Annotated in this window: 18 protein-coding genes; 9 read left to right on the forward strand and 9 right to left on the reverse strand. The window is 74.9% G+C overall.

Translation table 11 applies throughout. The features are described from left to right. From BJP25_RS03775 to BJP25_RS03795, 5 genes are all read left to right on the forward strand, one after another. Nucleotides 1-897, forward strand: a complete 897-nt coding sequence (locus tag BJP25_RS03775) for a phytanoyl-CoA dioxygenase family protein (RefSeq protein WP_075973370.1) — start codon at nucleotides 1-3, stop codon at nucleotides 895-897. Nucleotides 898-1,014: 117 nt separating this feature from the next. Then, complete coding sequence (locus tag BJP25_RS03780; RefSeq protein ID WP_158075594.1) at nucleotides 1,015-1,368, forward strand: STAS domain-containing protein; 354 nt, start codon at nucleotides 1,015-1,017, stop codon at nucleotides 1,366-1,368. A 60-nt stretch (nucleotides 1,369-1,428) separates the two neighbouring features. Further along, nucleotides 1,429-2,112 (forward strand): DNA alkylation repair protein, encoded by a 684-nt coding sequence (locus tag BJP25_RS03785; RefSeq protein WP_075973372.1) that lies wholly within the window; start codon nucleotides 1,429-1,431, stop codon nucleotides 2,110-2,112. A 97-nt stretch (nucleotides 2,113-2,209) separates the two neighbouring features. Beyond that, complete coding sequence (locus tag BJP25_RS03790) at nucleotides 2,210-3,754, forward strand: amidase (RefSeq protein ID WP_075973373.1); 1,545 nt, start codon at nucleotides 2,210-2,212, stop codon at nucleotides 3,752-3,754. Next, a complete protein-coding gene (locus BJP25_RS03795; protein ID WP_075973374.1) occupies nucleotides 3,754-4,161 on the forward strand; it encodes a hypothetical protein in 408 nt (135 codons plus the stop codon). The genes BJP25_RS03790 and BJP25_RS03795 overlap by 1 nt, the downstream gene beginning before the upstream one ends. A 4-nt stretch (nucleotides 4,162-4,165) precedes the next feature. On the opposite strand, the gene BJP25_RS03800 is transcribed toward BJP25_RS03795, so the two are convergent. Beyond that, complete coding sequence (locus BJP25_RS03800; RefSeq protein ID WP_075973375.1) at nucleotides 4,166-4,597, reverse strand: DUF1707 SHOCT-like domain-containing protein; 432 nt, start codon at nucleotides 4,595-4,597, stop codon at nucleotides 4,166-4,168. A 93-nt stretch (nucleotides 4,598-4,690) separates the two neighbouring features. Between BJP25_RS03800 and BJP25_RS03805 the strand changes: the two genes are divergently transcribed. Continuing rightward, nucleotides 4,691-5,335, forward strand: coding sequence for a TetR/AcrR family transcriptional regulator (locus tag BJP25_RS03805; protein ID WP_075973376.1), 645 nt, complete (start codon nucleotides 4,691-4,693; stop codon nucleotides 5,333-5,335). On the opposite strand, the gene BJP25_RS03810 is transcribed toward BJP25_RS03805, so the two are convergent. Further along, on the reverse strand, nucleotides 5,286-6,437 hold the full coding sequence (locus BJP25_RS03810) for a glycosyltransferase (RefSeq protein ID WP_158075595.1): 1,152 nt from the start codon (nucleotides 6,435-6,437) through the stop codon (nucleotides 5,286-5,288). The genes BJP25_RS03805 and BJP25_RS03810 overlap by 50 nt on opposite strands. Before the next feature lie 120 nt (nucleotides 6,438-6,557). On the opposite strand from BJP25_RS03810, the gene BJP25_RS03815 reads away from it, so the two are divergent. Next, entirely contained in the window at nucleotides 6,558-7,079 is a 522-nt protein-coding gene (locus tag BJP25_RS03815) for a DUF1360 domain-containing protein (RefSeq protein ID WP_075973377.1), read from the forward strand. A gap of 372 nt (nucleotides 7,080-7,451) precedes the next feature. Here BJP25_RS03815 and BJP25_RS03820 read toward each other — a convergent pair whose 3' ends face one another. The 3 genes from BJP25_RS03820 to BJP25_RS03830 form a co-directional block, all read right to left on the reverse strand. Then, complete coding sequence (locus tag BJP25_RS03820) at nucleotides 7,452-7,865, reverse strand: DUF3224 domain-containing protein (protein WP_075973378.1); 414 nt, start codon at nucleotides 7,863-7,865, stop codon at nucleotides 7,452-7,454. Nucleotides 7,866-8,069: 204 nt separating this feature from the next. Beyond that, nucleotides 8,070-8,864, reverse strand: coding sequence for a Crp/Fnr family transcriptional regulator (locus tag BJP25_RS03825; RefSeq protein ID WP_075973379.1), 795 nt, complete (start codon nucleotides 8,862-8,864; stop codon nucleotides 8,070-8,072). A 96-nt stretch (nucleotides 8,865-8,960) separates the two neighbouring features. After that, nucleotides 8,961-10,478: a class I adenylate-forming enzyme family protein gene (locus BJP25_RS03830; RefSeq protein ID WP_075973380.1), complete on the reverse strand. Its 1,518-nt coding sequence runs from the start codon at nucleotides 10,476-10,478 to the stop codon at nucleotides 8,961-8,963. Nucleotides 10,479-10,647: 169 nt separating this feature from the next. Here BJP25_RS03830 and BJP25_RS03835 point away from each other — a divergent pair, with 169 nt between their 5' ends. Continuing rightward, nucleotides 10,648-11,190 (forward strand): DUF1697 domain-containing protein, encoded by a 543-nt coding sequence (locus tag BJP25_RS03835; protein ID WP_075973381.1) that lies wholly within the window; start codon nucleotides 10,648-10,650, stop codon nucleotides 11,188-11,190. A gap of 6 nt (nucleotides 11,191-11,196) precedes the next feature. Here the strand turns inward: BJP25_RS03835 and BJP25_RS03840 are convergent, their stop codons facing one another. From BJP25_RS03840 to BJP25_RS03855, 4 genes are read right to left on the reverse strand one after another with little or no spacing between them, the layout of a single operon-like run. Then, nucleotides 11,197-13,212, reverse strand: a complete 2,016-nt coding sequence (locus BJP25_RS03840; RefSeq protein WP_075973382.1) for an acyltransferase domain-containing protein — start codon at nucleotides 13,210-13,212, stop codon at nucleotides 11,197-11,199. Then, on the reverse strand, nucleotides 13,213-13,950 hold the full coding sequence (locus BJP25_RS03845) for an enoyl-CoA hydratase-related protein (protein WP_075973462.1): 738 nt from the start codon (nucleotides 13,948-13,950) through the stop codon (nucleotides 13,213-13,215). Then, nucleotides 13,950-15,188 (reverse strand): hydroxymethylglutaryl-CoA synthase family protein, encoded by a 1,239-nt coding sequence (locus BJP25_RS03850; RefSeq protein WP_075973383.1) that lies wholly within the window; start codon nucleotides 15,186-15,188, stop codon nucleotides 13,950-13,952. The genes BJP25_RS03845 and BJP25_RS03850 overlap by 1 nt, the downstream gene beginning before the upstream one ends. After that, a complete protein-coding gene (locus BJP25_RS03855) occupies nucleotides 15,181-16,062 on the reverse strand; it encodes a DUF6039 family protein (protein ID WP_075973384.1) in 882 nt (293 codons plus the stop codon). Before BJP25_RS03855 ends, BJP25_RS03850 begins: the two co-directional genes overlap by 8 nt. Before the next feature lie 194 nt (nucleotides 16,063-16,256). Between BJP25_RS03855 and BJP25_RS03860 the strand changes: the two genes are divergently transcribed. Next, on the forward strand, nucleotides 16,257-21,761 hold the full coding sequence (locus tag BJP25_RS03860; RefSeq protein WP_075973385.1) for an SDR family NAD(P)-dependent oxidoreductase: 5,505 nt from the start codon (nucleotides 16,257-16,259) through the stop codon (nucleotides 21,759-21,761). Nucleotides 21,762-21,782: the final 21 nt, after the last annotated feature.

Genomic DNA, 21,782 nt, shown 5'->3' on the forward strand with positions numbered 1-21,782 from the left:
TTGCAAACTGGGGTCACCGCCGAGAAGCCCCTGGAGGTCGCCGTGCCCGTGGACCAGATCGCCCCGCTGACCGCCGAAGAGTTGGCCGCCCTGACCGAGCGGCTGGACGAGGACGGCGTCATCGGCCTGCCCGGCGCCTTCGGCCGGGAGTGGGTGGCTCGGCTGGGCGAGGACATCGCCACCGCGTTCGCCGAGGCCAGGGCCCGACCGGGCGGCGCGGTCGGGCGCGGGCCGCACCGGTACTACGTCGAGGTCCACCCCGAGCAGCTGCGCGGGTTCGTCGACCTGGCCACCCACCCGTGGATCACCGCCGTGGCCGGGGCCGTGCTCGGCCCGGACTACCGGATCGTCGAGGTCGGCTTCGACGTGCCGCTGGCGGGGGCGGTCGACCAGCCGTGGCACCGCGACTTCCCGATGCCGGAGCAGACCGCCCGCGAGCGGCGCCTCACCTCGCTGGCGGTCAACGTCACCGCCGTCGACACCGAGCGCGACATGGGCCCGTTCGAGATCGCCCCCGGCACGCACTGGGACGACGGCAGCGCCTTCGAGCACGGCATGTTCCCGCCCCGCGACACCTACCCCCGCTACCGCGAGCGCGCGGTGCGCAAGTACCCGCGCATGGGCGACATCTCGATCCGCTCGGCGCTGACCGTCCACCGCGGCACGGCCAACCACTCGGCCAAGTCCCGCCCGGTCCTGGTGCTGGGCCTCGACGCCCCGGGCGCGGGCAACGACGAGCGCCACGACACCGCGGTCAGCCGCGCGTACTGGGCGGGCCTGCCGGAGTCCCTGCGCGCCCACCTGGTCTGCCCGGTGGTCGACGAGCTGACCCCCATCACCCAGAAGCACACCATCGAAGGCCTGGTCATGGGCGAGGCCGAGAGCGACCCGGCCTGAGCGGGTGCCGCCGCGGGGTGTGGTCGGGATCGGCAGAATCGCGACTGCGTGTGTGAAGTGTGCCCCGCGCGGGTAGGTGGCACGGAGTCGACTGCTGCCCGCAGGTGGTGGGGGCGAGTGAGGGAGGGTGTCGTGGGCGCGTCGTTCAGCACGTCCGAGAGCCGGGAGGGGTCCGAGCTCACCGTCGTGGCGGTGGGGGACGTGGACCTGCTCAGCGCCCCGCTGCTCGACCGGCCGGTCACCCAGGCGCTCGACGGCGGCGGCGTGACCAGGCTGGTGCTGGACCTGCGAAAGGTGACGTTCCTGGCGTCGAGCGGCTTGGCCGTGCTGGCCGAGGCCCACGACCGGTGCGACAAGCTCGGGGTGGACTACCAGGTGGTCGTGCGGGAGGGCAGCGCCGCCGCGCGCGCCCTGGCCGTGACCCGGTTGGACACCGTCTTCGAGGTGGAGCGGGTCCCGGCGGACCGCTGAGCCGGGGTTCTGTCGGTCTCCTCACCTACGCTGGGCCGCGGAGGGGCAGGGGAGGCGGCGATGGCGGTCACGGACACGACGGCGCCGACGGTGGCGGGCGTGCTGGCGGAGCTGGCGGCGCTCGACGACCCGAGGGCGCGCGCGGTCAACGAGAGGCACGGCGACGACCACGGGGTGAACCTGGGCGCGCTGCGGGCGGTGGCCAAGCGCCTCAAGACCCGGCACGACCTGGCCGTGGACCTGTGGGCCACCGGGGACACCGCGGCGCGGCTGCTGGCGCTGCTGGTGTGCAGGCCCAAGGCGTTCACCCGGGACGAGCTGGACGCGATGCTCCGGCAGGCGCGGTCGCCCAAGGTGCACGACTGGCTGGTCGGCTACGTGGTCAAGAAGAGCGCCCACGCCGAGGACCTGCGGCAGGCGTGGCTGGCCGACCCGGACCCGGTGGTCGCGAGCGCGGGCTGGGCGCTGACCACCGACCGGGTGGCGAAGGCGCCCGCCGGGCTTGACCTCGCCGCAGTGCTCGACGTGGTGGAGGCCGAGCTGGCGGGCGCGCCGGACCGGTTGCAGTGGGCGATGAACCACTGCCTCGCCCAGATCGGGATCGAGCACGCCGAGCACCGGGAGCGGGCCATCGCGATCGGGGAGCGGTTGGGCGTGCTGGCGGACTACCCGACGCCCAAGGGGTGCACCTCCCCCTACGCGCCCACGTGGATCAGGGAGGTGGTGCGCCGCAAGCAGGGGTGATCGTCCACAGCGGAGGACCCCGTGGTCGTGGACCGTGGTCGCGATTTCGCCGGGAGGAGCGGTTGACTGTGGGGAACTGGCCGGATTGGATCGGCGGATGCGCTTACTCGCCTCGCTCGCGTGCGTGGTCGCGGTGTCCGCCGGACTGGTGACCCCGGCCGCGGCCGCCCCCGCGCTCGACCTCGACTCCGCCACGATCCCGCGGTTGCAGGAGCTGATGCGCGCCGGTCGGCTGAACTCCGTCGCGCTCACCGGCGCCTACCTCAAGCGGGTCCGCGACGTCGACCCGAAGGTGCACGCGGTCCTGGCCCTGGACCCCACGGCGCTGGCGCAGGCCGCGCAGAGCGACGCGCGCCGCAAGGCCGGGCGCTCCCGGGGTCCGCTCGACGGCATCCCCGTGCTGCTCAAGGACAACATCGACACCAGGGGGCTGGACACCACCGCGGGGTCGCGGGCGCTCGCCGGTCCGCCGCCGCGCTCGGACGCGTTCCTCGTGCGCAAGCTGCGGGACGCGGGCGCGGTCGTGCTGGGCAAGGCGAACCTGTCCGAGTGGGCCAACTACCGCTCCACCAACGCCACCTCCGGGTGGTCGGGCGTCGGCGGGCAGACGAACAACCCCTACGTGCTCGACCGCAACCCCTGCGGGTCCTCGTCCGGGTCCGGGGCGGGGGTGGCCGCCTCGCTGGCCCAGGTCGCCATCGGCACCGAGACCGACGGGTCGATCGTGTGCCCGGCCGGGGTGAACGGGGTCGTGGGCCTCAAGCCGACGCTGGGGCTGGTCAGCCGCACCGGGGTCGTGCCGATCTCGGCCGAGCAGGACACCGCCGGGCCGATGGCGCGCCACGTCGTCGACGTCGCCATCACCCTGTCGGTGCTCCAGGGCCGCGACGCCGCCGACCCCGCCACCCGCGAGTACCCGGCGGGTCAGCCGACCGACTACGCGGGACTGCTCATCGGGGGCACCCTGCGCGGGAAGCGGATCGGCGTCTGGCGCAAGGCCGGGGTGAACGCCGAGGTCGACCGGGTGGTCGAGGAGAGCGTGGCCGTGCTGCGCGGCGCGGGGGCGACCGTCGTCGAGGTCGACCTGCCGCACCAGGACGAGATCGGGGAGAACGAGTCCCCGGCGCTGCTCACCGAGTTCACCCGCGACCTGCCCGCCTACCTCGCCACCCGGCGCGGCGCGCCGCGCACGATCGAGCGGCTGGTGGAGTTCAACCGCCGCGACCCGGTGGAGCTGTCGAAGTTCGGGCAGGAGCTGTTCGAGCAGGCGCTCACCGCGCCCGGGGTCGACGACCCCACCTACCGCCAGCAGCGGCGGACGGCCACCACCCTGGCCCGGCGCTCCATCGACGAGACGCTGGCCGCGCACCACCTCGACGCGATCGCCGCTCCCACCAACGGCCCGGCCTGGCGCACCAGCTACGGCTCCGGCGACGCCTTCGAGCTGGGCTCGTCCACCCCGACGGCCGTCTCCGGCTACCCGGACGTCACCGTCCCGGCGGGCTACTCCGGCGAGCTGCCGATCGGCCTGTCCTTCTTCGCGGGGCGCTGGTCGGACGGCAAGCTGCTCGCCTTGGCGGCGGCGTTCGAGCGCGCCGCGCCCGTCCGGCACGCCCCGCGCTACCTGCCCACCACCGGCTGATGGCCGCCGAGCCGGGCGACGCGGTGGGCGCGGAGGTGGAGCGGGTGCGCGCCGAGGTCGCGCGGCTGCTGCCCGGGGCCGTGCTGGAGTCGCGCCCCGCGTTGCCCGGCGACGGCAGGCACTGGCTGTCGGTGGAGCACCGCAGCGGGCTGGAGTGCGACGTCCTGCTGGCCGAGGGCGCGGCGTTCGGCAAGGTCCTGGTGGGCCGGTACGTGTTCGACTTCGTGCTGGTGGCCGAGGTCGCCTGCTTGCTCGCCAAGCTCGCCGCGGGGGAGTTCCGGCTGCGCGAGGCCGGGCTCTTCCGCGGCTCGCACCGGCTGACCGTGGCGCTCGGCAGCGGCGAGCAGGTGGTGCACGGCCCGCGCTCGGCCGGGCCGCTGGAGGCGTGGGAGGCGCGGGGGCGGTGAGGGGTCAGCGGCGCCAGGCGGGGACGTTGCGCTTGGCCTGCTTGGCGCTGTGCGAGCGGATGGCGCCGTAGCTGACGGCGGCGATGGCGATGGTGGGGATCAGCAGCCACATCGGCCAGAAGTGCACGTCGTCGTCGTACTGGGTGTGCACCAGGCCCCACACCAGCAGGTTGACCACCAGGGTCACCGCCCACCAGGTCCACACCACGCGCACCCACTTGGGCACCCGGGTGGTCTTGGCCGGGGTGGCGGCCGTGGCGGGCAGGTCGGTGAACAGGCGGGCGATGTCGCCGTAGGTGGTGGCCTTGCCGACCTGGTCGAGGCGCTCGTCGTACTCGGTGAGGGTGAGCCTGCCCTGGGAGTGGGCCAGGCGCAGCTCGTCGGCGGCCTGCCTGCGGTCGTCGTCGGAGATGCGGGTGCTGCGGTTGATCGCCATGGTCGCCCCTCGGCTCGGTGGACACGGCGCGGCAATCTGACACGGCGCTGTGTCACTTCATCTGGCACGAGAGGGTGTCAGTACAGTGCTGCCATGGTCAAGACCGGGGCGGACGCGGCCACCGCCCGCCGCTACGGCGGTCGCGACGCCCGGCAGCGCCAGGACGAGCGGCGGGCCCGGCTGCTGGCCGCCGCGCTGGGCCTGTTCGGCGGCGCCGGGTACGCCCAGACCTCGATCAAGCAGGTCTGCGACGAGGCCGGGCTGACCCAGCGCTACTTCTACGAGTCGTTCGCCGACAAGGAGCAGCTGCTCCGCGAGCTCTACGACGGCATCGTCGCCGAACTGCGCGCGGCCGTCGCCGGGGCCGTCGCGCGCGCGGGCACCGACGTGGCCGACCGCATCCGCGCGGGTCTGGCCGCGGTCATCGACACCCTGGGCGCCGACCAGCGGCGCGCCAGGGTCGCGCTGATCGAGGTCGTCGGGGTGAGCCGGGGGCTCGACACCCGGCGCCGGGAGGTGCTGCACGACTTCGCCCGCTACATCGCCGGGCTGGTGCCCGCCGACGTCGACCCGCTGCCCCCGCAGCGGCTGGAGACGGGCGTGATGGTGCTGGTCGGCGGGGTCAGCGAGGTGCTGGTGGACCACGCCCTCGGCTACCGCTCGACGCCGACCCCGGAGCTGGTGGAGATCATCGCGGCGCTGTTCCTGGGCGGGTACCGGGCGCTGGGCGGGCGCTGACCGCCGGGGGCGCCACCAACGGCCGGTAGAGGCGTTCGAGTTCGCCGCCCACCTGCGCCCAGTCATAGCGGGTGCGCGCGCGGTCGGCGCCCGCCAGGCCCATCGCCTCGCGCCGGGGGCGGTCGGAGAGCAGCGCGCGCAGGGCGCGGGCCAGCGCGCGCGGGTCGCCCGGGGGCACGTGCACGCCGGTGACCCCGTCGATCACCGTGTCGAGCAATCCGCCTGCCGCCGTGGCCACCACGGCGCGCGCGCAGCCCATGGCCTCCAGCGCCAGCACGCCGAACCGCTCCTCCCGGGGCACCTGCACCACCACGTCCGCCGATCGCAGCAGCGCGGGCCGGTCCGCGCGCGCGACGTCCCGGCGGTGGCTCACCCGGGACCCCACACCCAGCCGGGCCGCGGCCTCGCGCAGCCGGGCGGACGCGGGCCCCACCACGACCAGTTCGGTGTCCGGCAACGCGATCAGGGCCTCGACCACCGTCTCCGCACCCGCCGCGGCGGCGACGACGCGGTAGCGCGCGCTGGTGGGGGCGACCGGTCCGGTGGGGCGGAACAGGGACGCCTCCACGCCCCACGGGATGACCACGGCGCGGCTGCGCGCCGCCCCCGCGGCCACCACCCGACCCCGGGCGGTGGTGCTCGTCGTGATGACCCGGTCCACGGACCGGGCGAGCAGCCGCTCGATCTTGGTCTCCTGCTGGTCCCCGGTGGGGGACAGGTGGTGCGCGGTGTGCACGACCGGGACGCGCGCGGCCCGCGCCGCGAGCGCGGTGACCACACCCGAGACCCAGCAGCAGGAGTGGACGACGTTCGGGCGGTCGCGCTGCCACCGCGCGCGCAACCGGTCGCCGAACTCCTGGGCGTGCGCCACCAGGTGCGCGCTCGGCACCGGCCGCGCGGGCCCGACGGCCAAGCGCACCACGCGGTACTGCTCGACCGCCGTCGTCTCCGCCGGGTCGTCGCCGGTCAGCCGGGTGTAGCGGGTGACGCGGTGGCCCAAGCGGGTCAGGGCGGCGGCCACCTCCGCGCAGTACCGGTCGTGCTCGGGCGCGGTGTGCGCGTCGACCAGGGCGATGGCCATCGGGGGCAGGTTGTCGATCACCGATCGCTGGTACCCGATCGGGTGGCCTGTCATGGCCGCGCGGCCCGGAGTGCGATGAACGCCTCGCCCAGCCCCGGGCACGTCCTGTGTCGCGGCGCGAAAAGTGGGCACCCGCGCGGCGTGGGCATCGCTGAGAGCGTCAAGAGCAGGGCACGCGGAGTGCGGGAGCGGTACGCGCGCGGGGAGGACCGGCCGCTGGCTGGGTACCTGTCGGCGTTGGGCGGCTACGGCAGCCTGGTGGCCGCGATGACCGCGGTGGGCCGGGCGGTGGGCGCGCGGGTGCCCGAGCGGATCGCCCCGGGGGACATCGCGGTGACGACCCTGGCCGCGCACAAGGCGAGCCGCATCATCACCAAGGACGCCGTGCTCAGCCCGCTGCGCTCGCCCTTCGTGCGGTTCGAGGGACCGGCGGGCGCGGGGGAGGTGAACGAGTCCGTCACCGCCGAGGGGCACCGCCACGCCCTCGGTGAGCTGGTGACGTGCCCTTTCTGCACGGCCGTGTGGACGACCACGCTCCTGTTGGGGGGCTTGGTGATCGCGCCGCGGACCACCCGGCTGGTGTCGACGGGGCTGGCCGTGGTGACCGGTGTGGACGTGCTGCACCTGCTCTACGACCGGCTCAAGGGCGCCGTGGAGGGCTGAACCCGCCCCGCGGTCGCGCCCGCGCGGGCGCCGTTACCCGTTGTCCCACAATGAGGGAGCACTGGCGCGGGGCTCGCGCGAACGGGACGATGGTCGGGTACGCGCAGCCGGGGTGGGTGGCCCCGGCGAACGGGTGCGGTGCGGCCCTTCGGGGTCGGGCCGCACCGCAGCACCGGAGCGGGTGGTGCGCACTGGCACCTACTGATGCAGCCCGTGGGGCGGCGTGGTCCCGCTGGCACAGCCCGGTTCCAGGCAGGTCGAGTTCCGCGCAGGTCGGTTCGGCGCGGGCGACTCCAGCGCAGCCCAGTTCCGCACAGCCCCGGTTCCGCACAGCAGGCACGTCCGGTCTCCCCGCTGCGGCCGGGGCCGGGATCAGACCAGTTCGGGCAGGATCTCGTAGGCGAGGGAGAAGGTGTGGCTGCCGTCGTCGAGCTTGCGCATGGTGGCGGTGCCCTGGATGCCCGCGAGGTCACCGGTGCCGGTGCCGGGGACGATGTGCCAGTCGGCGCCGCCCTCCTCGTCGCTGGTCAGCCCGACCGCCTGGTGCTGGAGGATGAAGGTGCCCTTGCGGCCCTCCACCACGACTTCGAGCTGCTCGTGGCCGACGTAGCCCGCCCCGCCCTGGCCGAAGGCGAACAGGAACTGGCCGCGGCTGCTGCCCTCGACCCCGCCGGTGTAGGTCTTGGTGAGCTCGGCCTTGGAGAACTTCATGCCCTCCGGGCTGGCCTGCCACTCCTCCTCGTCCCAGGAATCGAGCTTGAACGACGCGGTGACGGTTGTGCTCATCTGACGATCCCATTCCTCGTGGAGTGGCCGGAGCCGTGCGCTGCCCGACGAACCGGTGGCGGGAAAACCGACTCGGCGCGTTGTCGGTTATTCTTTCTCGGACCTGCTGGGTGCATTTCGGTGAGCGGCGGAACACGCTCGGTGGCCAGGTGCGGTGATGGTACCGGAGCCATTTCCGGCTCGCCAAGGCGTGCGCCGGGCGGATCAGGGGCGCACCGCCCTGGCCACCTCCGTCCGGCGCGGGTCGGGCACCGGGAGCGTGGCGCAGCGGGTGGCCACCACCCCCACCGGGCCGGGCACGGCGGCGGGCACCGGGCCGGTGACGATGGCGTCCTCCAGGTAGGCGGCCACGGCGTCCTCGTGCACCAGCAGCAGGCTGCGCGGCAGCAGCCGCAGCAGCCCGTGCTCGCGGAAGTTCTTCAGGAACAGCCCGACCCGCGAGCGGGTGGTGCCGACCATGCTGGCCAGGTCCTCCTGGGTCAGCCGCACGTCGATGTAGGTGCCCGCCGGGGTGCGCCTGCCCAGCTTGCGGGCGGTGCGCAGCAGGGTGGCGGCCAGCCGGTGCTCGCTGTCCATGGTGATCAGCTGGGTGATGGTGACCTGCTGGTCGAGCAGCCGCGACATGAGGAACTGGGTGAAGTGCCCGCTCATCCGGTCGTCCTGGCGCAGCACGGCGGCCAGCCGGGCGGCGTTGAACTGGCGCAGCACGCTGTGCCGCATGGCGATGGCGGTGTCCTGCCGGGGCTGGCCGAGCAGGCTCAGCTCGCCGAACATGTCGCTGGGCAGGTGGATCGACAGCAGGCACTGCTTGCCGTCGGTGGCCGTCGTCATGGTCTTGAGCTGGCCGACCTCGACCACGTACATCCGATCGTCCAGGTCGCCCGCGTTGTAGACGACGCTGCCCTTGGGCACGTGCGTGCGGGTGGCCAGCGCGGGGTCGTTCAGCAGCGCTGTGCGCAGCAGGTCGTGGAACGTGGCGACACCGGGCGATAAGGCCATGGATTCCCCCATCTGGGTGGTCGGGTCGTCCTTGACTTCGTATTCTGGATCGTAATTTGTGCGCCTTTGTTACGGTTTGTGTGCACTTCGTCCGAACTAGCGAACCGCAGGTCGGGCCGCAGGGGTGAGCGGTTGCGCGTCCGCGAGCGCCGCACGCAGCGCGAACTTCAACACCTTTCCCGTTCCGCCCCGCGGGAGTTCGTCCATTCGGTGCACTGCGGTCGGGGTGGAATGCGGGGGGAGTCGTTGCGCCAAAAAGTCGATCAGCTCGTGCGGTTCGGTCCCCTCCGCCAGCGCGGCCACCACCGCGACGGACTGGCCGAGCACCGGGTCCGGCACCGCGACCGCCGCCGCCTCGCGCACCCCGGGGTGCTCGTAGGCCGCCGCCTCGACCTCCAGTGAGGACACCGGGACCCCGCCGACGGTGATGACGTCCACCGCCCGGTCGAACAGGGTCACCTCGCCGTCGGCGCTCATCCGGCCGCGGTCGCGGGTGCGGGTCCACCCCCCGGCGTGCACCAGCGCGTTCAGCTCGGAGTCCAGGTAGAGCCGCTTGGGGGCCTGGCTGCGCAACCAGATCTCCCCCAGCTCCCCCGGTGCGACCGGCTCGCCCTGCTCGTCGACCACCACGACCTCGGTGCCCCGGCCCGCCCGGCCGACCACCAGGTGCCGGTCGGGGTCGACGGTGCCCATGATGATCGCGGGCACCGCCTCGGACTGGGCGTAGGCGCTGCTGATCACCGCGTCCGGCATGGCGGCGAGCAGCTGGCGGGCGGTGCGCGGCGGCATCGGCGCGGAGGCGTTGCCGACGCTGGTGATCGAGGTGAGGTCGTGGCGGGCGGTGGGATCGATGCCCATGAGCCGGATGGCCGTCCACGGCGTGAGGATCACCGTGCCGCAGCGGTGCTCGGCGATGAGCCGGGCGATCTCCTCCGGGTCGTCGGGGGAGCACACGATCAGCGGCGACGGCGTGGTGGTCGCGAGGACCGCTACGGTGGTCGCGCTCGACGTGGTGCCCAGCGGCATGGGGGCCAGCAGCGGCGCGGGGTTGGTCAGCGCGCCCAGCGCTGCCGAGCCGCGGCCGTAGGTCTGGTTGCCGTGCGGGTTGGTGAACGGCTTCGCGGGGCCGGTCGTGCCGGAGGTGTAGAGGACGTCCGCGATGTCCTCGGGCAGCACCTCGGCGTCCACGGGGGACGCGTCGGCGTCCTCCAGCTCGACCGTGCGCGCCGACCACCGGTCCTCCCGGTGCGGCCACGGCTGGGCCGCGCCGTGCACCACGCCCGCCACCGAGCACTGCGCGAAGCGCCGCTCCAGCTCCTCGACCGGCAGGTTGTCGTTGACGTGCACCGCGGTCGCGCCCGCCTTGAGCACGCCGAGGTAGGCCACCGCGTACTCGATCCAGTCGTCGCCGCCGAACAGCAGCCCCACCCGCACCCCGCGGCCGCCGCCGACCCGCGCGAGCAGCCCGCGGGCCACGGCGTTGGAGCGGGCGTCCCACTCGGCGTAGGTGATCGAGCGCTGGCCGCGGACGTTGATCGCGTCCTGGTCGGGCAGTGCGCCCGCGCGCGCCCTGAGCAGGTCCGGGATGACGAGCGCGGAGGTCGGGACGGTCATCTCACTCCTCGGGTGCGGGCGGGTGGCCGGGGCGGGTGCGCCGCCACGGGGCACACGGTGCCGCCCGCGCCCCCGGTGTGTCTGCTCACAGTTGAGCCCCGCGGGCACCACCCGATCGGATGAGGTTGAACCTGTTGGAACAGCGGGGAAGGCGGCTACCATCTCGCGGATGACACGCTTCGTAGCCCTCCTGCGGGCGGTGAACATCGGTGGCACCAGTTCGATGCCGATGGCCGAACTGCGCGAGGTCCTGACCGGTGCCGGGCTCACCGACGTGCGCACCTACATCCAGAGCGGCAACGCGGTCTTCGCCGCGGGCAGCTCCGACGAGGCGGAGGTGGCCGAGGTGGTGCGCGGGGCGATCCGCGCGCGCTGGGGCAAGGACATCCCGGTGCTGCTGCGCACCGCCGACGAGCTCGACGCGGTCATCGCGGCCAACCCCTACCTCGGTGAGCAGGACGACCTGACGAAGCTGCACGTCACCTTCCTCGACCGGGAGCCGGGGCAGGACAAGGTGGCCACGCTGGTGCCGCCCGCGGGGGAGACCGGTGTGCTCACCGTGATCGGCCGCGAGGTGTTCCTGCACGTCCCGGACGGTTACGGGCGCACCAAGCTGCAGAACGTCTTCGTCGAGCGGCGCACCGGCGCGGTCAGCACGACCCGCAACTGGAAGTCCGTCCTCAAGCTCCGCGAGATGGTCACCGCGGGCTGAGCCCCGTCAGTCCCCCACCAGGGTCGCCGCCACCGCCGCGGCACCGCGCTCCCGCCAGTCGGCCAGCGCGGTGCCGCGCGTGAAACCGTTGAAGGCGCCCAGGTCCGGGCCCGCGGGCACCCGGTAGTCCATCCGGCGCCCCGCGGTCCCGAGCAGCGCCGCGGCTGTGGCGTCGCGGCAGTACGCGGCGAACGCGCGGGCCAGCTCCTCGCCCGGCGGGCCGGGCAGCCCCGCGCACACCTCCGCCAGCGGGCGGCCGAAGTGCGTGCGCTCGACCTCGTCGCGGTGGTGCGCGGGGAGGTCGGCGAGCGTGCCGTGGCGCAGGTACAGGCGGTAGAGCCGTTCGGCCCTGGCGGCGTAGAGGGTGCCCTTGCGCGCCACCTCCGCCCGGCCGCCGATCCCGAACTGGTCCGGGTCGGGCGCCGCGGTGGTGTCCCCGACGTCCAACAGCGACAGCAGGTCCTTCGCCGCCGTGGAGGTGGCGGCCTCCGGGGTGGCCTGGTTGAGCGAGGTCGTGAGCACGAAGTCGGCCCCGAGCGCGAACGCCGCGTCCACCGCGCGCGGGGTGCCGACGCCCGCGGCGCCCACGGCGACCCCCGCGCCGAGCGCGGCGATGGCGGGCAGACCGGAGACCCATTCGCCTTCCACGGCCACCTCCGTCGCCAGCGGAGCGCGCGCGGCGGCGGCGTCGGCCGGGCTGAGCACCCCGGTGTCCACCAACTGCCGCAGCAACCCCGCGTCCGGTGGGCGCAGGAAGCGTTGCGCCGAAGCGGGTGTGGTGACCCGGACGAGCACGCGGCGCTGCTCGCCGGAGTACCGGAAGCGCAGCAGCCCGGGGGTGGCGGAGCAGCGGTCGGCGCGGACCTCCGCGCAGTGGACGCCGTTGTCGATGAGCAGGTCGGCCATCACCGCGTCGTCGAGGTCGGGGTTCCACGCCGCCCCGCACCGGGGCGCGCCGCGCACGGCGGACAGCGCCGCGCGCACCTGGTCCTCGGTGAGCCCGCGCGTGCCGAGGAAGCCGAAGAACCCCGCCGAGCCCAGCGACCGCACCAGCTCGGGGGAGCTGACGCCGTGGTCGAGCGAACCCGCCAGGCAGGCGTGGCGCACCGCGTAGGCGTCGCGCACCGCCGCCGAGCCCCGGCCGCTCACCGGGCGCGCGGCGGGCGCGGGGTCCGGGGGTGGCAGGGTGTCCCCCGCGCGCCGCCACATCTTCGTCAGCACCTCGCCGGGGCCGATCTCCTCCGGCTCGGTGACCCCCGCCCGCGCGAGCAGGCACAGCGTGTCCCACCAGCGCACCGGCTCCACGAAGTGCCTGCGCAGCAGCTCCGGCAGGGTGCCGAGGGCGTGCGGGCGGGCGGTGACGTTGCTCAGCACCGGGAAGCGCGGCGCGGCGAACCGCACCCCGGCCAGGTCGGCGGCGAACTCCCGGGCGGCGTCGGCCATGAACGCCGAGTGCGCGGCGACGCTGACCGCCAGCGGCACGCACCGGCCCGCGCCGCCGCGGCGGACGTGCTCGACGACCTCGCGCAGCGCCTCCGACGGGCCCGCGAGGACGAGCTGGTCGGTGAGGTTGTGGTTGGCCAGCTGCACCCCGGGCACCTGGGCCAGCACGGCCTCGACCCGCTCCAGCGGCAGGCCCAGCACGGCCAGCATGCCCCCGCCGGTGGCCGCGCCCATCAGCTCGCCCCGGCGCACCACCAGCCGCAGCATCGCCTCGAAGTCGAGGCAGCCCGCGGCGAACAGGGCGCTGTACTCGCCCAGGCTGTGCCCGGCGGCGTAGTCGGGTGGGCCGGTGTCGAGCAGCGCCGCCTTCGCCGCCAGGGCGCTGACGGCGAACACCGCGGGCTGGACGTGGCGCGTCTGCGTCAGGTACGTGCCGTCCACGTCCGCGCACAGCCGCGGCAGGGGGATCCCGATCACCTCACCCGCCAGCGCCACCTCGTCGGGGAAGCGGGCGAACAGGTGCGCGCCCATGCCCTGCTGCTGGGCGCCCTGGCCCGGGAACAACCACGCGCGTGCCATCTACCGCTCCCAGGGGTAGCGCCCTCGGTGGACGAACGCGGAGATGCGCTCGCGCACCGCGGGGGAGTCCATCAGCCGGGCGAACTCGGCCACCGCCGTCGCCCGCACGCCCACGTCCACCGGGGCCAGCGCGGCGAAGTACCGCTTGGCGTCGCCGACGACCTCCTGCGGCAGCCGCGCCAGCCGGAACACCAGCTGGCGCAGCGCGGCGTCGGGGCGCTCGGTGACCTCGTCGACCAGCCGCACCCGGTGCGCGGCGGCGGCGTCGACGGCCTGCGTGCTCAGCGTGGCGGCGTAGGCGGCCTGCTGCCCGACGCGGCGGATGAGGAACGGCAGCACCGTGCAGGGCAGCAGCCCCCACAGCGCCTCCGGCAGGCTGAAGGTGCTCGCCGGGGTGGCGTGGACGAAGTCGCTCGCGGCCACCAGCCCGACCCCGCCCCCGGCGACCCGCCCGTCGACCTGGGCGACGACGACGAGCCGGGTCGTGGTGAACCGGTGCAGCAGGTCGAAGAAGGGGCCGGCGCCGTCCCCGCCGGTGGCGCCCGCGTCGGCGGCGGCGAAGTCCATGCCCTCGCAGAAGACCCCGCCGCCACCCCCGGTGAGCACGACCGCGCGGACGCCGGGGTCGGCCTCGGCCCGGTCGAGCGCCGCGCCGATGTCGCCGATCACGACGTCGTTGACCACCGGCCGCTCCAGCACCACCCGCAGCACGCCCGGCTCGGTGCGCACGCCCACCATCACGACCACCGGTAGACGCGGTGGAACTGCTCCACCCGGTCGAGCAGGAGCTGCCCGCGCCCGGCGAACTGGCTGTCCACGATGGACTGGTACGGCGCCGTGTCGACCCGCGAGTCGCGCACGCCGAACGCGCGGGCCGCGGTGTGCTCGTCGAGCGCGCGGAACTGCGCCGGGGACAGCTCGACCCGCTCGGCCAGCGCCTTGGCCAGCGGCCGCGCGGCGAGCTTGCCCGGCGCCGTCTCCGGCACGACCCCGCTGAAGAACTCCGACCCGCACCCGGACCCGTAGGAGAACAGGCCGATGCGGCGGGCGGTGGCGAAGTCGGCGGTGTCGATCAGCGCGCACAGCGCCAGGTAGAGCGAGCCCGAGTACAGGTTGCCCACCTCCGACGAGTAGCCCAGCGACGGCGCCACCCGCCGCTCGTAGTCCGCGGCGATGCTCGCCTCGTCCCAGCGCTTGGTGCGGCGCAGCAGCGTGCGGTGCGCCCCCTTCACCATCCCCGCGAAGGGCACGTGCAGCACCAGGTGGGCGAAGGTGTCCACCACGTCGGCGGAGGGCACCCGCACCCGGTAGGCGGCGAACGCCTTCTCCAGGCAGTCCAGGTAGGCCAGCAGCGACAGGTCCGAGTTGACGACGTCGGTGTCCGGGCGCGGCCGCAGGGTGTCCATGACCTCCTGGGTGTGCGTGCCGCTGGCCCCCGCGTCCAACCGCAGCACCGCCGGGTCGCGGCCGACGAGCATGGCGACCGCGCCCGCGCCCTCCGAGGGCTCCCAGTAGCTGCCGAACGCCGCCTGCCCGGCGATGTCGGTGGCCACCACCAGCGCCTTGGCGTTGGGCACCGGGCTCGCCGCCACCACCGCCGCCGCGGTCTGCAACGCCGCGGTGCCGCCGTAGCAGGCGTGCTTGACCTCGAACGAGCGGCACGTCGACGGCAGGCCGAGGTGGTGGTGGACGTAGGTGCTCAGTGGCTTGCCGAAGTCCAACCCGGACTCGGTGGCCACCACCACCAGCTCCACCGCGGCCCGGTCGGCCGGGTCGAGCGCGTCGACGACCGGCTTGGCCGCGTTGACCGCGTGGGTCACCTGGTCCTCGCACGGCAGGCTCACCGACCGGGTGCGCATCCCCAGGTTGTCGAACCGGGTGGGGTTCAGCCCGCCCGCCTCGAACAGCGCGCGGACGTCCACCTTGGCCCGGCCGGGGTAGACGTGGACGTCCTCGACCCCGACCGGCTCAGCCATCGCTGCTGGGCGCGTGCGGCAGCAGCAGCGTGTCCTTGATGCTGGCGGGGATGAACAGCGAGTCCCACGCGCCGCCGCCCTTGCTCTCGTGCACGCGCTGGCGGGTGAACACCTCGCGGGCCATCTCCGCGCCGCGCTCCAGCTCGACGAGCTCGTGGTAGGCGTCGACGTCGCGCAGGTGCACCAGCTGCCACAGCCGGTCCTGCTGGCCCCAGGTCTGCTCGAACAGCGTCGCGGTCACCTTGCCCGCCAGCCGCTCGTTGACGAAGTGCTGCCAGTGCGCGATGAACCGCCGCCCCTCCTCGCGCACCTCGTACTTGACGTCGGAGGTGCGCAGCACGATCGCGCCCGCGGTGGCGGTGTTGAGCCGCAGCTCCGGCGGCTGGGCCAGCTGGGAGGCCGCGGGCGGCACGAACGACCCGGCGGGCACCTCCTCGTGGTCGTCGTCCTCCATGCCGTGCTGGGGCACCAGCACGTCCTCGTGCAGGCTGCGGTGCAGGAACATCCGGTCCCAGTTGCCGCCGCCCTTGGTGGGCAGCCGGTCGTGGTCGGAGATGTGCCGGAACTCCAGGTCGTGGTCGACCATGTTGAGCAGGATGGCGTAGTCGGCGGGGTTCTTCATGTGGATGAACCAGTGCAGCTTGTCCCGGGTGCCGAAGACCTCCTCGAAGGCGAACGAGGTGGCCACGCCCTCCTGCGAGGTGTTGATGTACTGGAGCAGGTCCACGCTGAACTTGCGGCCCTCGGCGGCGAACTCGTAGGCCAGCTGCCCGGTCCGGTGCAGCAGGAACCCGCAGTTGAGCGAGTGCAGCACCCGCTCCAGCGGCAGCGAGGACTGGTTCAGGGCCTGTGCGCGCCCCAGGGTGCTGGTCATCGGCGTTCCCCTCGTCGACCCGGGATGTCTGGCCACGGTTCTACGGGCGGGCGCGGTCGGGTTTCTGCTCAATGGTGAGCCATCGGCGCCCGGGCGGTCGACTGCTCAGTGTTGAGCGGCTGCCGGTTCCCGCCCTGCCTAGCGTGGTGCGAGGCCGTGGACCGCGGCTCCCCGCACTCCCCCGGGCAGGTGTCGTGACGCACCCACCAGAGCGCTCACCCGCGCACGCCGTGCTCCTCTCCGCCACCGACGCCGACCAGCTCGCCGCCGTGGCCCGCCTGCTGCGCGAGCACGTCGCCACCCGCGACCCCGCCGTCGCGGAGGTCGCCTACACCACGCAGGTGGGGCGGATCCCGTTGCGGCACAGGGCCGCTGTGCGCTGCGCCACGGCCGCTGAGCTGCTGTCCGGGTTGGACGCCGTCGCGTCGGGTGGGGCGGCGCCCGGTGTCGCACAGGGTGTGGCCTCCGGCTCCGCCCGCGCCACCGCGTCCGAGGAGTGGGACGCCGCCGTCGAGTGGGTGGGCGGCGCGGCGGTCGACTGGCGCGCGCTGTGGCCCGCCCGACCGCGCCGCGTCGCCTTGCCCGGGTACCCGTTCCGCCGCGAGACCAGCCCCCGGGGAGGTGCCGTGCCCGTGTCACCGGACCTGCTGGACCGCTTGGTGGCGCTGTACGCCGAGGTGTCGGGAGTGCCCGCCGAGCGGGTGGACGCGCACGCCCGGTTGACCGACCTGGGGTTGTCCTCCTTCGTGATCACCAGGCTGAACGCCCGGCTGGAGGCGGAGCTGGGGGTGCGGTCGCGGACGCTGTTCTTCGAGCACGCCACGCTCGCGGAGGTCGCCGCCGCGCTCACCGCGAAGTCCACAGTGGAACCCGCACCCGTCGTGGCGCGGGCGGGTTCGGGGGCGATCGCCGTCATCGGCATCGCGGGCCGCTACCCCGGCTCACCGGACCTGGACGCGTTCTGGGACAACCTCGTGCACGGCCGCGACTGCGTGACCCCGCTGCCCGCCGACCGGGCCCGCCCGTCGTGGCCGGTGGAGCTGATGGAGGGCGGCTACCTCGCCTCGGTGGACCGGTTCGACCCGCTGCTGTTCGGCATCACCCCGCGCGACGCCGCGCTGATGGACCCGCAGGAGCGCCAGTTCCTCGAAGTCACCTGGGAGGCGCTGGAGAGCGCCGGGTACACCAGGGCCCGGCTGCGCGAGCGGCACGCGTCCTCGGTCGGGGTCTACGCGGGGGCGATGTGGAACGAGTACCCGCTCTTCGGGGCCGAGTCGACCGCGCTGGGCAGCCCGCAGGACTCCGGCGCGACGCTGGGCGGGGTGGCCAACCGGGTGTCGTACTTCTACGACCTGCGCGGCCCCAGCCTCACCGTGGACACCATGTGCTCCTCGGCGCTGGTGGCGCTCGACCTGGCCGTGGGCGCCCTGCGCCGCGGTGAGGTGGAGGTCGCGATCAGCGGCGCGGTGAGCCTGTCGCTGCACCCCAACAAGTTCCGCCAGCAGCAGCGCATGTCGCTGACGGCCACCGACCACCGCAGCCACAGCTTCGGCAAGGGCGGCGACGGCTTCGCCCCGGCCGAGGGCGTGGGCGTCGTGGTGCTCAAGCCGCTGGAGCGCGCCTTGGCCGACGGCGACCCCGTGCACGCGGTGGTGCGCGGGACGGCGGTCGTGCACGCCGGGCGCACCAACGGGTTCCTGGTGCCGAGCCCGGCCGCGCAGGCCGAGGTGGTGGGCCGGGCGCTGCGCGCGGCGGGCACCGACCCGGCCGAGGTCGGCTACGTCGAGGCGCACGGCGCGGGCACCGCCCTCGGGGACCCGGTCGAGGTCGACGGGTTGACCAGGGCGTTCGGCGACCGGCCCGCGGGCAGCGTGCCGATCGGGTCGGTGAAGTCGACGATCGGGCACGCCGAGGCCGCCGCCGGGCTCGCCGGGCTGACCAAGGTGGTCCTCCAGCTGCGGCACGGCACCCTCGCCCCCTCGCTGCACGCCGAGGAGCTGAACCCGGACATCGACTGGGCGTCGGTGCCGTTCCGGGTGCAGCGTGCGGCGGCGCACTGGAGCGGGCCGCGGGTGGCGGGCATCAGCTCGTTCGGCGCGGGCGGCACCATCGCGCACGCGGTGGTGGCGGCGGCGCCGGAGCGCGCGGCGGTGGCCGCGCCCGCCGGACCGCAGGTGGTCGTGCTCTCGGCCTACGACGCGGACCGGCTCGATGAGCTGGTGGGGCGGCTGCGGGCGTTCCTCGGGGAGGAGCGCGGTCCGGACCCCGCCCGGCTGCTGGCGGTGGTGCGGGCGATCGCCGCCGGGGAGGCGGTCGACGCCGGGCGGGCGGCCGAGCTGCTGGCGGGGTCCGGTCCCGCGCTGGCCGACCTGGCGTTCACCTTGCAGGTGGGGCGCGAGCCGCTGCGGCAGCGGTTGGCCGTGGTGGTGTCCGACCTCGCGGAGCTGCGGGAGTGCCTGGCGGACTACCGCAACGACCCGAGGGTGCTGCTCGGGCGGGCGCCTGGCGCTGTCGACCCGACCGCCGTGCCGTCCGAGGGCGCCGGGCCGCAGGAGTTGGCCGCGCACTGGGTCGCGGGCGGGGTGGTCGACTGGGAGCGGCGGCACGAGCCGGGGCGGTCGATCGTCCCGCTGCCCGCCTACCCGTTCGCCCGGGTGCGCTGCTGGGTGCCAGAGCCCGCGCAGCTCACCCATGCCACTCAGCCCGTCCAGCCCGCGGCGACAGCCGAGGTGCCGCTGCTGGGCAAGGAGTGGGTGCCCGAGCCCGCGCCGGTCGCCCCCGCTCCGCTCGGGCGGGTGCTGTGCCTGGGCGGCGACGCCGGGATGGTGGCCGACCTCGGCGGCACTCCCGTGCGGGACGAGGTGGGGCTGCGCGCGGCGCTGGCGGGCGGCGCTCCCGTCAGCGGCGTCGTCGACCTGCCCGGGAACGTGCCGTGGCAGGCGCGGGTGGCCGTGCTGAGGGCGCTCGTGCGGGAACGGCCGCGCGACGCGCTGCGGATCGTGCACGTGGCGGGTGCGGACGTGCGCACGGCCGCCGCGGTGCGGGTGCTGGCCGCCGAGCACACCCGGGTCACGGCGACCGTGCTCGACACGGACGCCTGCTCCGCCGACCAGGTGCGCGCTGAGTGGGCCGTGGCCGACGCGGTGGGCGAGGTCCGCTACCGGGCCGGGGTGCGGTACCGCCCGCGCCTGGTGGCCGTGGACGCGCCGTGGGTGCCGCTGGGCTGCGACCCGGCGGGCGCCTACCTCGTCACCGGCGGGACGCGCGGCACGGGTGCCGTGGTCGCCCGGCACCTCGTCGACCGCGGCGCCCGCGTGGTGGCCCTGGTCGGGGTGCGGGAGTCGACGGCCGTCGCGGACGAGCTGGGGGCCCGGGGTGTGCGCGTGCTGCGGCACGCGGGCGGGTTCGCCGGGGTGGAGGCGTTCCTGGACGAGGTGCGGGCGGTGGCGCCGCTGCGCGGGGTCGTGCACTGCGCGGGCATCGGCTCCCGCGGTGGACCGGCCTTCGCCCACGGCGACCCCGCGGACCTGGACGCCGTGCTCGCGCCCAAGCTCGACGGGCTGGAGCGGCTGGCCGCGGCGACCGCGGATGATCGGCTGGCGTTCTTCCTGGTGTTCTCGTCGGTGTGCGCCTCGGTGCCCGCGCTGGCGGCCGGGGTCGGGGACTACGCGGTGGCCAACCTCGCCGCTGACGCGGTGGTGCGCGGGCTGGTGGCCTCGGGGCGCGCGGAGTTCCGGTCGGTGGATTGGCCGCAGTGGGCCGAGAGCGGGTCCACCAGCGGCCTGCCGAACCCCTGCGCGCCGGTGGGCATCGCGCCGCTGACCGACGCCGCCGGGCTGCGGGTGGTGGACAGGGTGCTCGCCCTGCCCACCGGCACCGTCGTGCTGCCCTGCCCGCCGCTCGCCGGGCCGGTCGACCCGGCCGCGCTGATCACCACCGCGCCCCGGGAGACGGGGGACGCGGCACCGGTCGAGCCGCGGCAGCAGGCGGGCGGGTGGCTGGTGGAGCTGTTCTCCGAGGCCCTGGGCATCCCCGTGCCCGACCTCGACCCGACGGCGGAGTTCGGGGACCTCGGGGTGGACTCGGTGCTGCTCGGTGAGCTGCTGCTGCGGGTGGAGTCGCGGCTGGGGCGGGCGGTGGACCCGTCCGCCATGATCGTCCACCCGACGCTGGAGCGGTTGGCCGCACACCTGGGCGTCGACCTGGCCGCCGCGCCCGCCCCAGCACCTGCGCCCGCTCCGGTCCCGGTGCCCGCACCCGTTCCCGCGGCCTTGACTGCGCCTGCGCCGTCGCCGGTTCCGGCGCCGCAGGGGCACATCGCGATCATCGGGATGGCGTGCCGCTTCCCCGGCGCCGACACCCCCGCGCAGTTCTGGGACAACCTGCTCGCGGGCCGGGACTCCGTCGGGGAGGTGCCCGCCTCCCGCTGGGACGCGTCCCGGTGGTGGTCGCCCACGCCGGAGCTGGGCCGCTCGATCAGCCGGTGGGGCGGGTTCGTCGACGGCGTGGAGTGGTTCGACCCGGCCGCCTTCGACCTCACCGAGGACGAGGCCCGCTGCCTCGACCCGGCCATCCGGCTGCTGCTGGAGGGCACCGCCGAGTGCGTGGCCGAGGCCGGGTACACCCCCGCCGAGCTGCGCGGGCGCCGGGTCGCGGTGGTCGCGGGCGCGCGGCTGTCGGACTACGGGCGGCGGGTGCCGGTGCGCACGGACGTGCTGCGCTCGGACCAGAACTTCATCGCCGCCAGGGTGGCCCACCAGTTCGACCTGCGCGGGCCCAACCTGGTCGTCGACAGCGCCTGCTCGTCGTCGCTGGTGGCGGTGCAGGTCGCCTGCCGCAGCCTGCTGGCGGGGGAGTCGGAGCTGGCCGTGGTGGGCGGGGTGGAGGTGCTGGTCGACCCGGAGACCTACGTCGACCTCAGCGCCGCCAGGGCGTTGTCGCCCACCGGGCGCTGCCGGGTGTTCGACAGCTCCGCCGACGGGTTCGTCCCCGGCGAGGGCTGCGGGGTCCTGCTGCTCAAGCCGCTGGCCGCGGCGCTGCGCGACGGCGACCGGGTGCACGCGGTGATCGAGTCCGTCGCGGTGAACAACGACGGCCGCACCATGGGCGTCACCACCCCCAACCCGGCCGCGCAGGCCGACGTGGTGCGCCAGGCGCTCGCCATGGCGGGCCGCGACCCCGCCGAGGTGGGGCTGCTGGAGGCGCACGGCACCGGCACGCTCATCGGGGACCCGATCGAGCTGCGCGGGCTCACCGAGGTGTTCGGCGGCGTGCCCGGCCCGGTGCGCCTGGGCAGCGTGAAGTCTAACGTGGGGCACCTGCTCAGCGCGGCGGGGATGGCCGGGGTGGTGAAGGTGGCCCTGTCGCTGGCGCACGGGCGCATCCCGCCCACCCTGCACTGCGACCGGCCCAACCCGCGGTTCGACTTCGCGTCCTCGCCGCTGACCCCGGTGACCTCGGTGCTCGACTGGCCCGCCGGGCCGAGGGTGGCGGGGGTCAGCTCGTTCGGCCTCGGCGGCACCAACGCGCACCTGGTGGCGAGCGCGCCACCGCCGTCCACCCCCACCCGGGTGCCGCTGCCCCGCCCCCGGTTCGACCGCAGGCGGCTGTGGCTCGACCACCCCGACGAGCGGCCCACCACCCAGGGCGAGCCGCTGGTGGCCTCGCTGCTCGCCCTGGACCTGACCACCCGCGACTGACCCCAGCGGGCGACCCGCCGC

Origin of the sequence: Actinokineospora bangkokensis, assembly GCF_001940455.1 — a bacterium.
GTDB lineage: Bacteria > Actinomycetota > Actinomycetes > Mycobacteriales > Pseudonocardiaceae > Actinokineospora > Actinokineospora bangkokensis.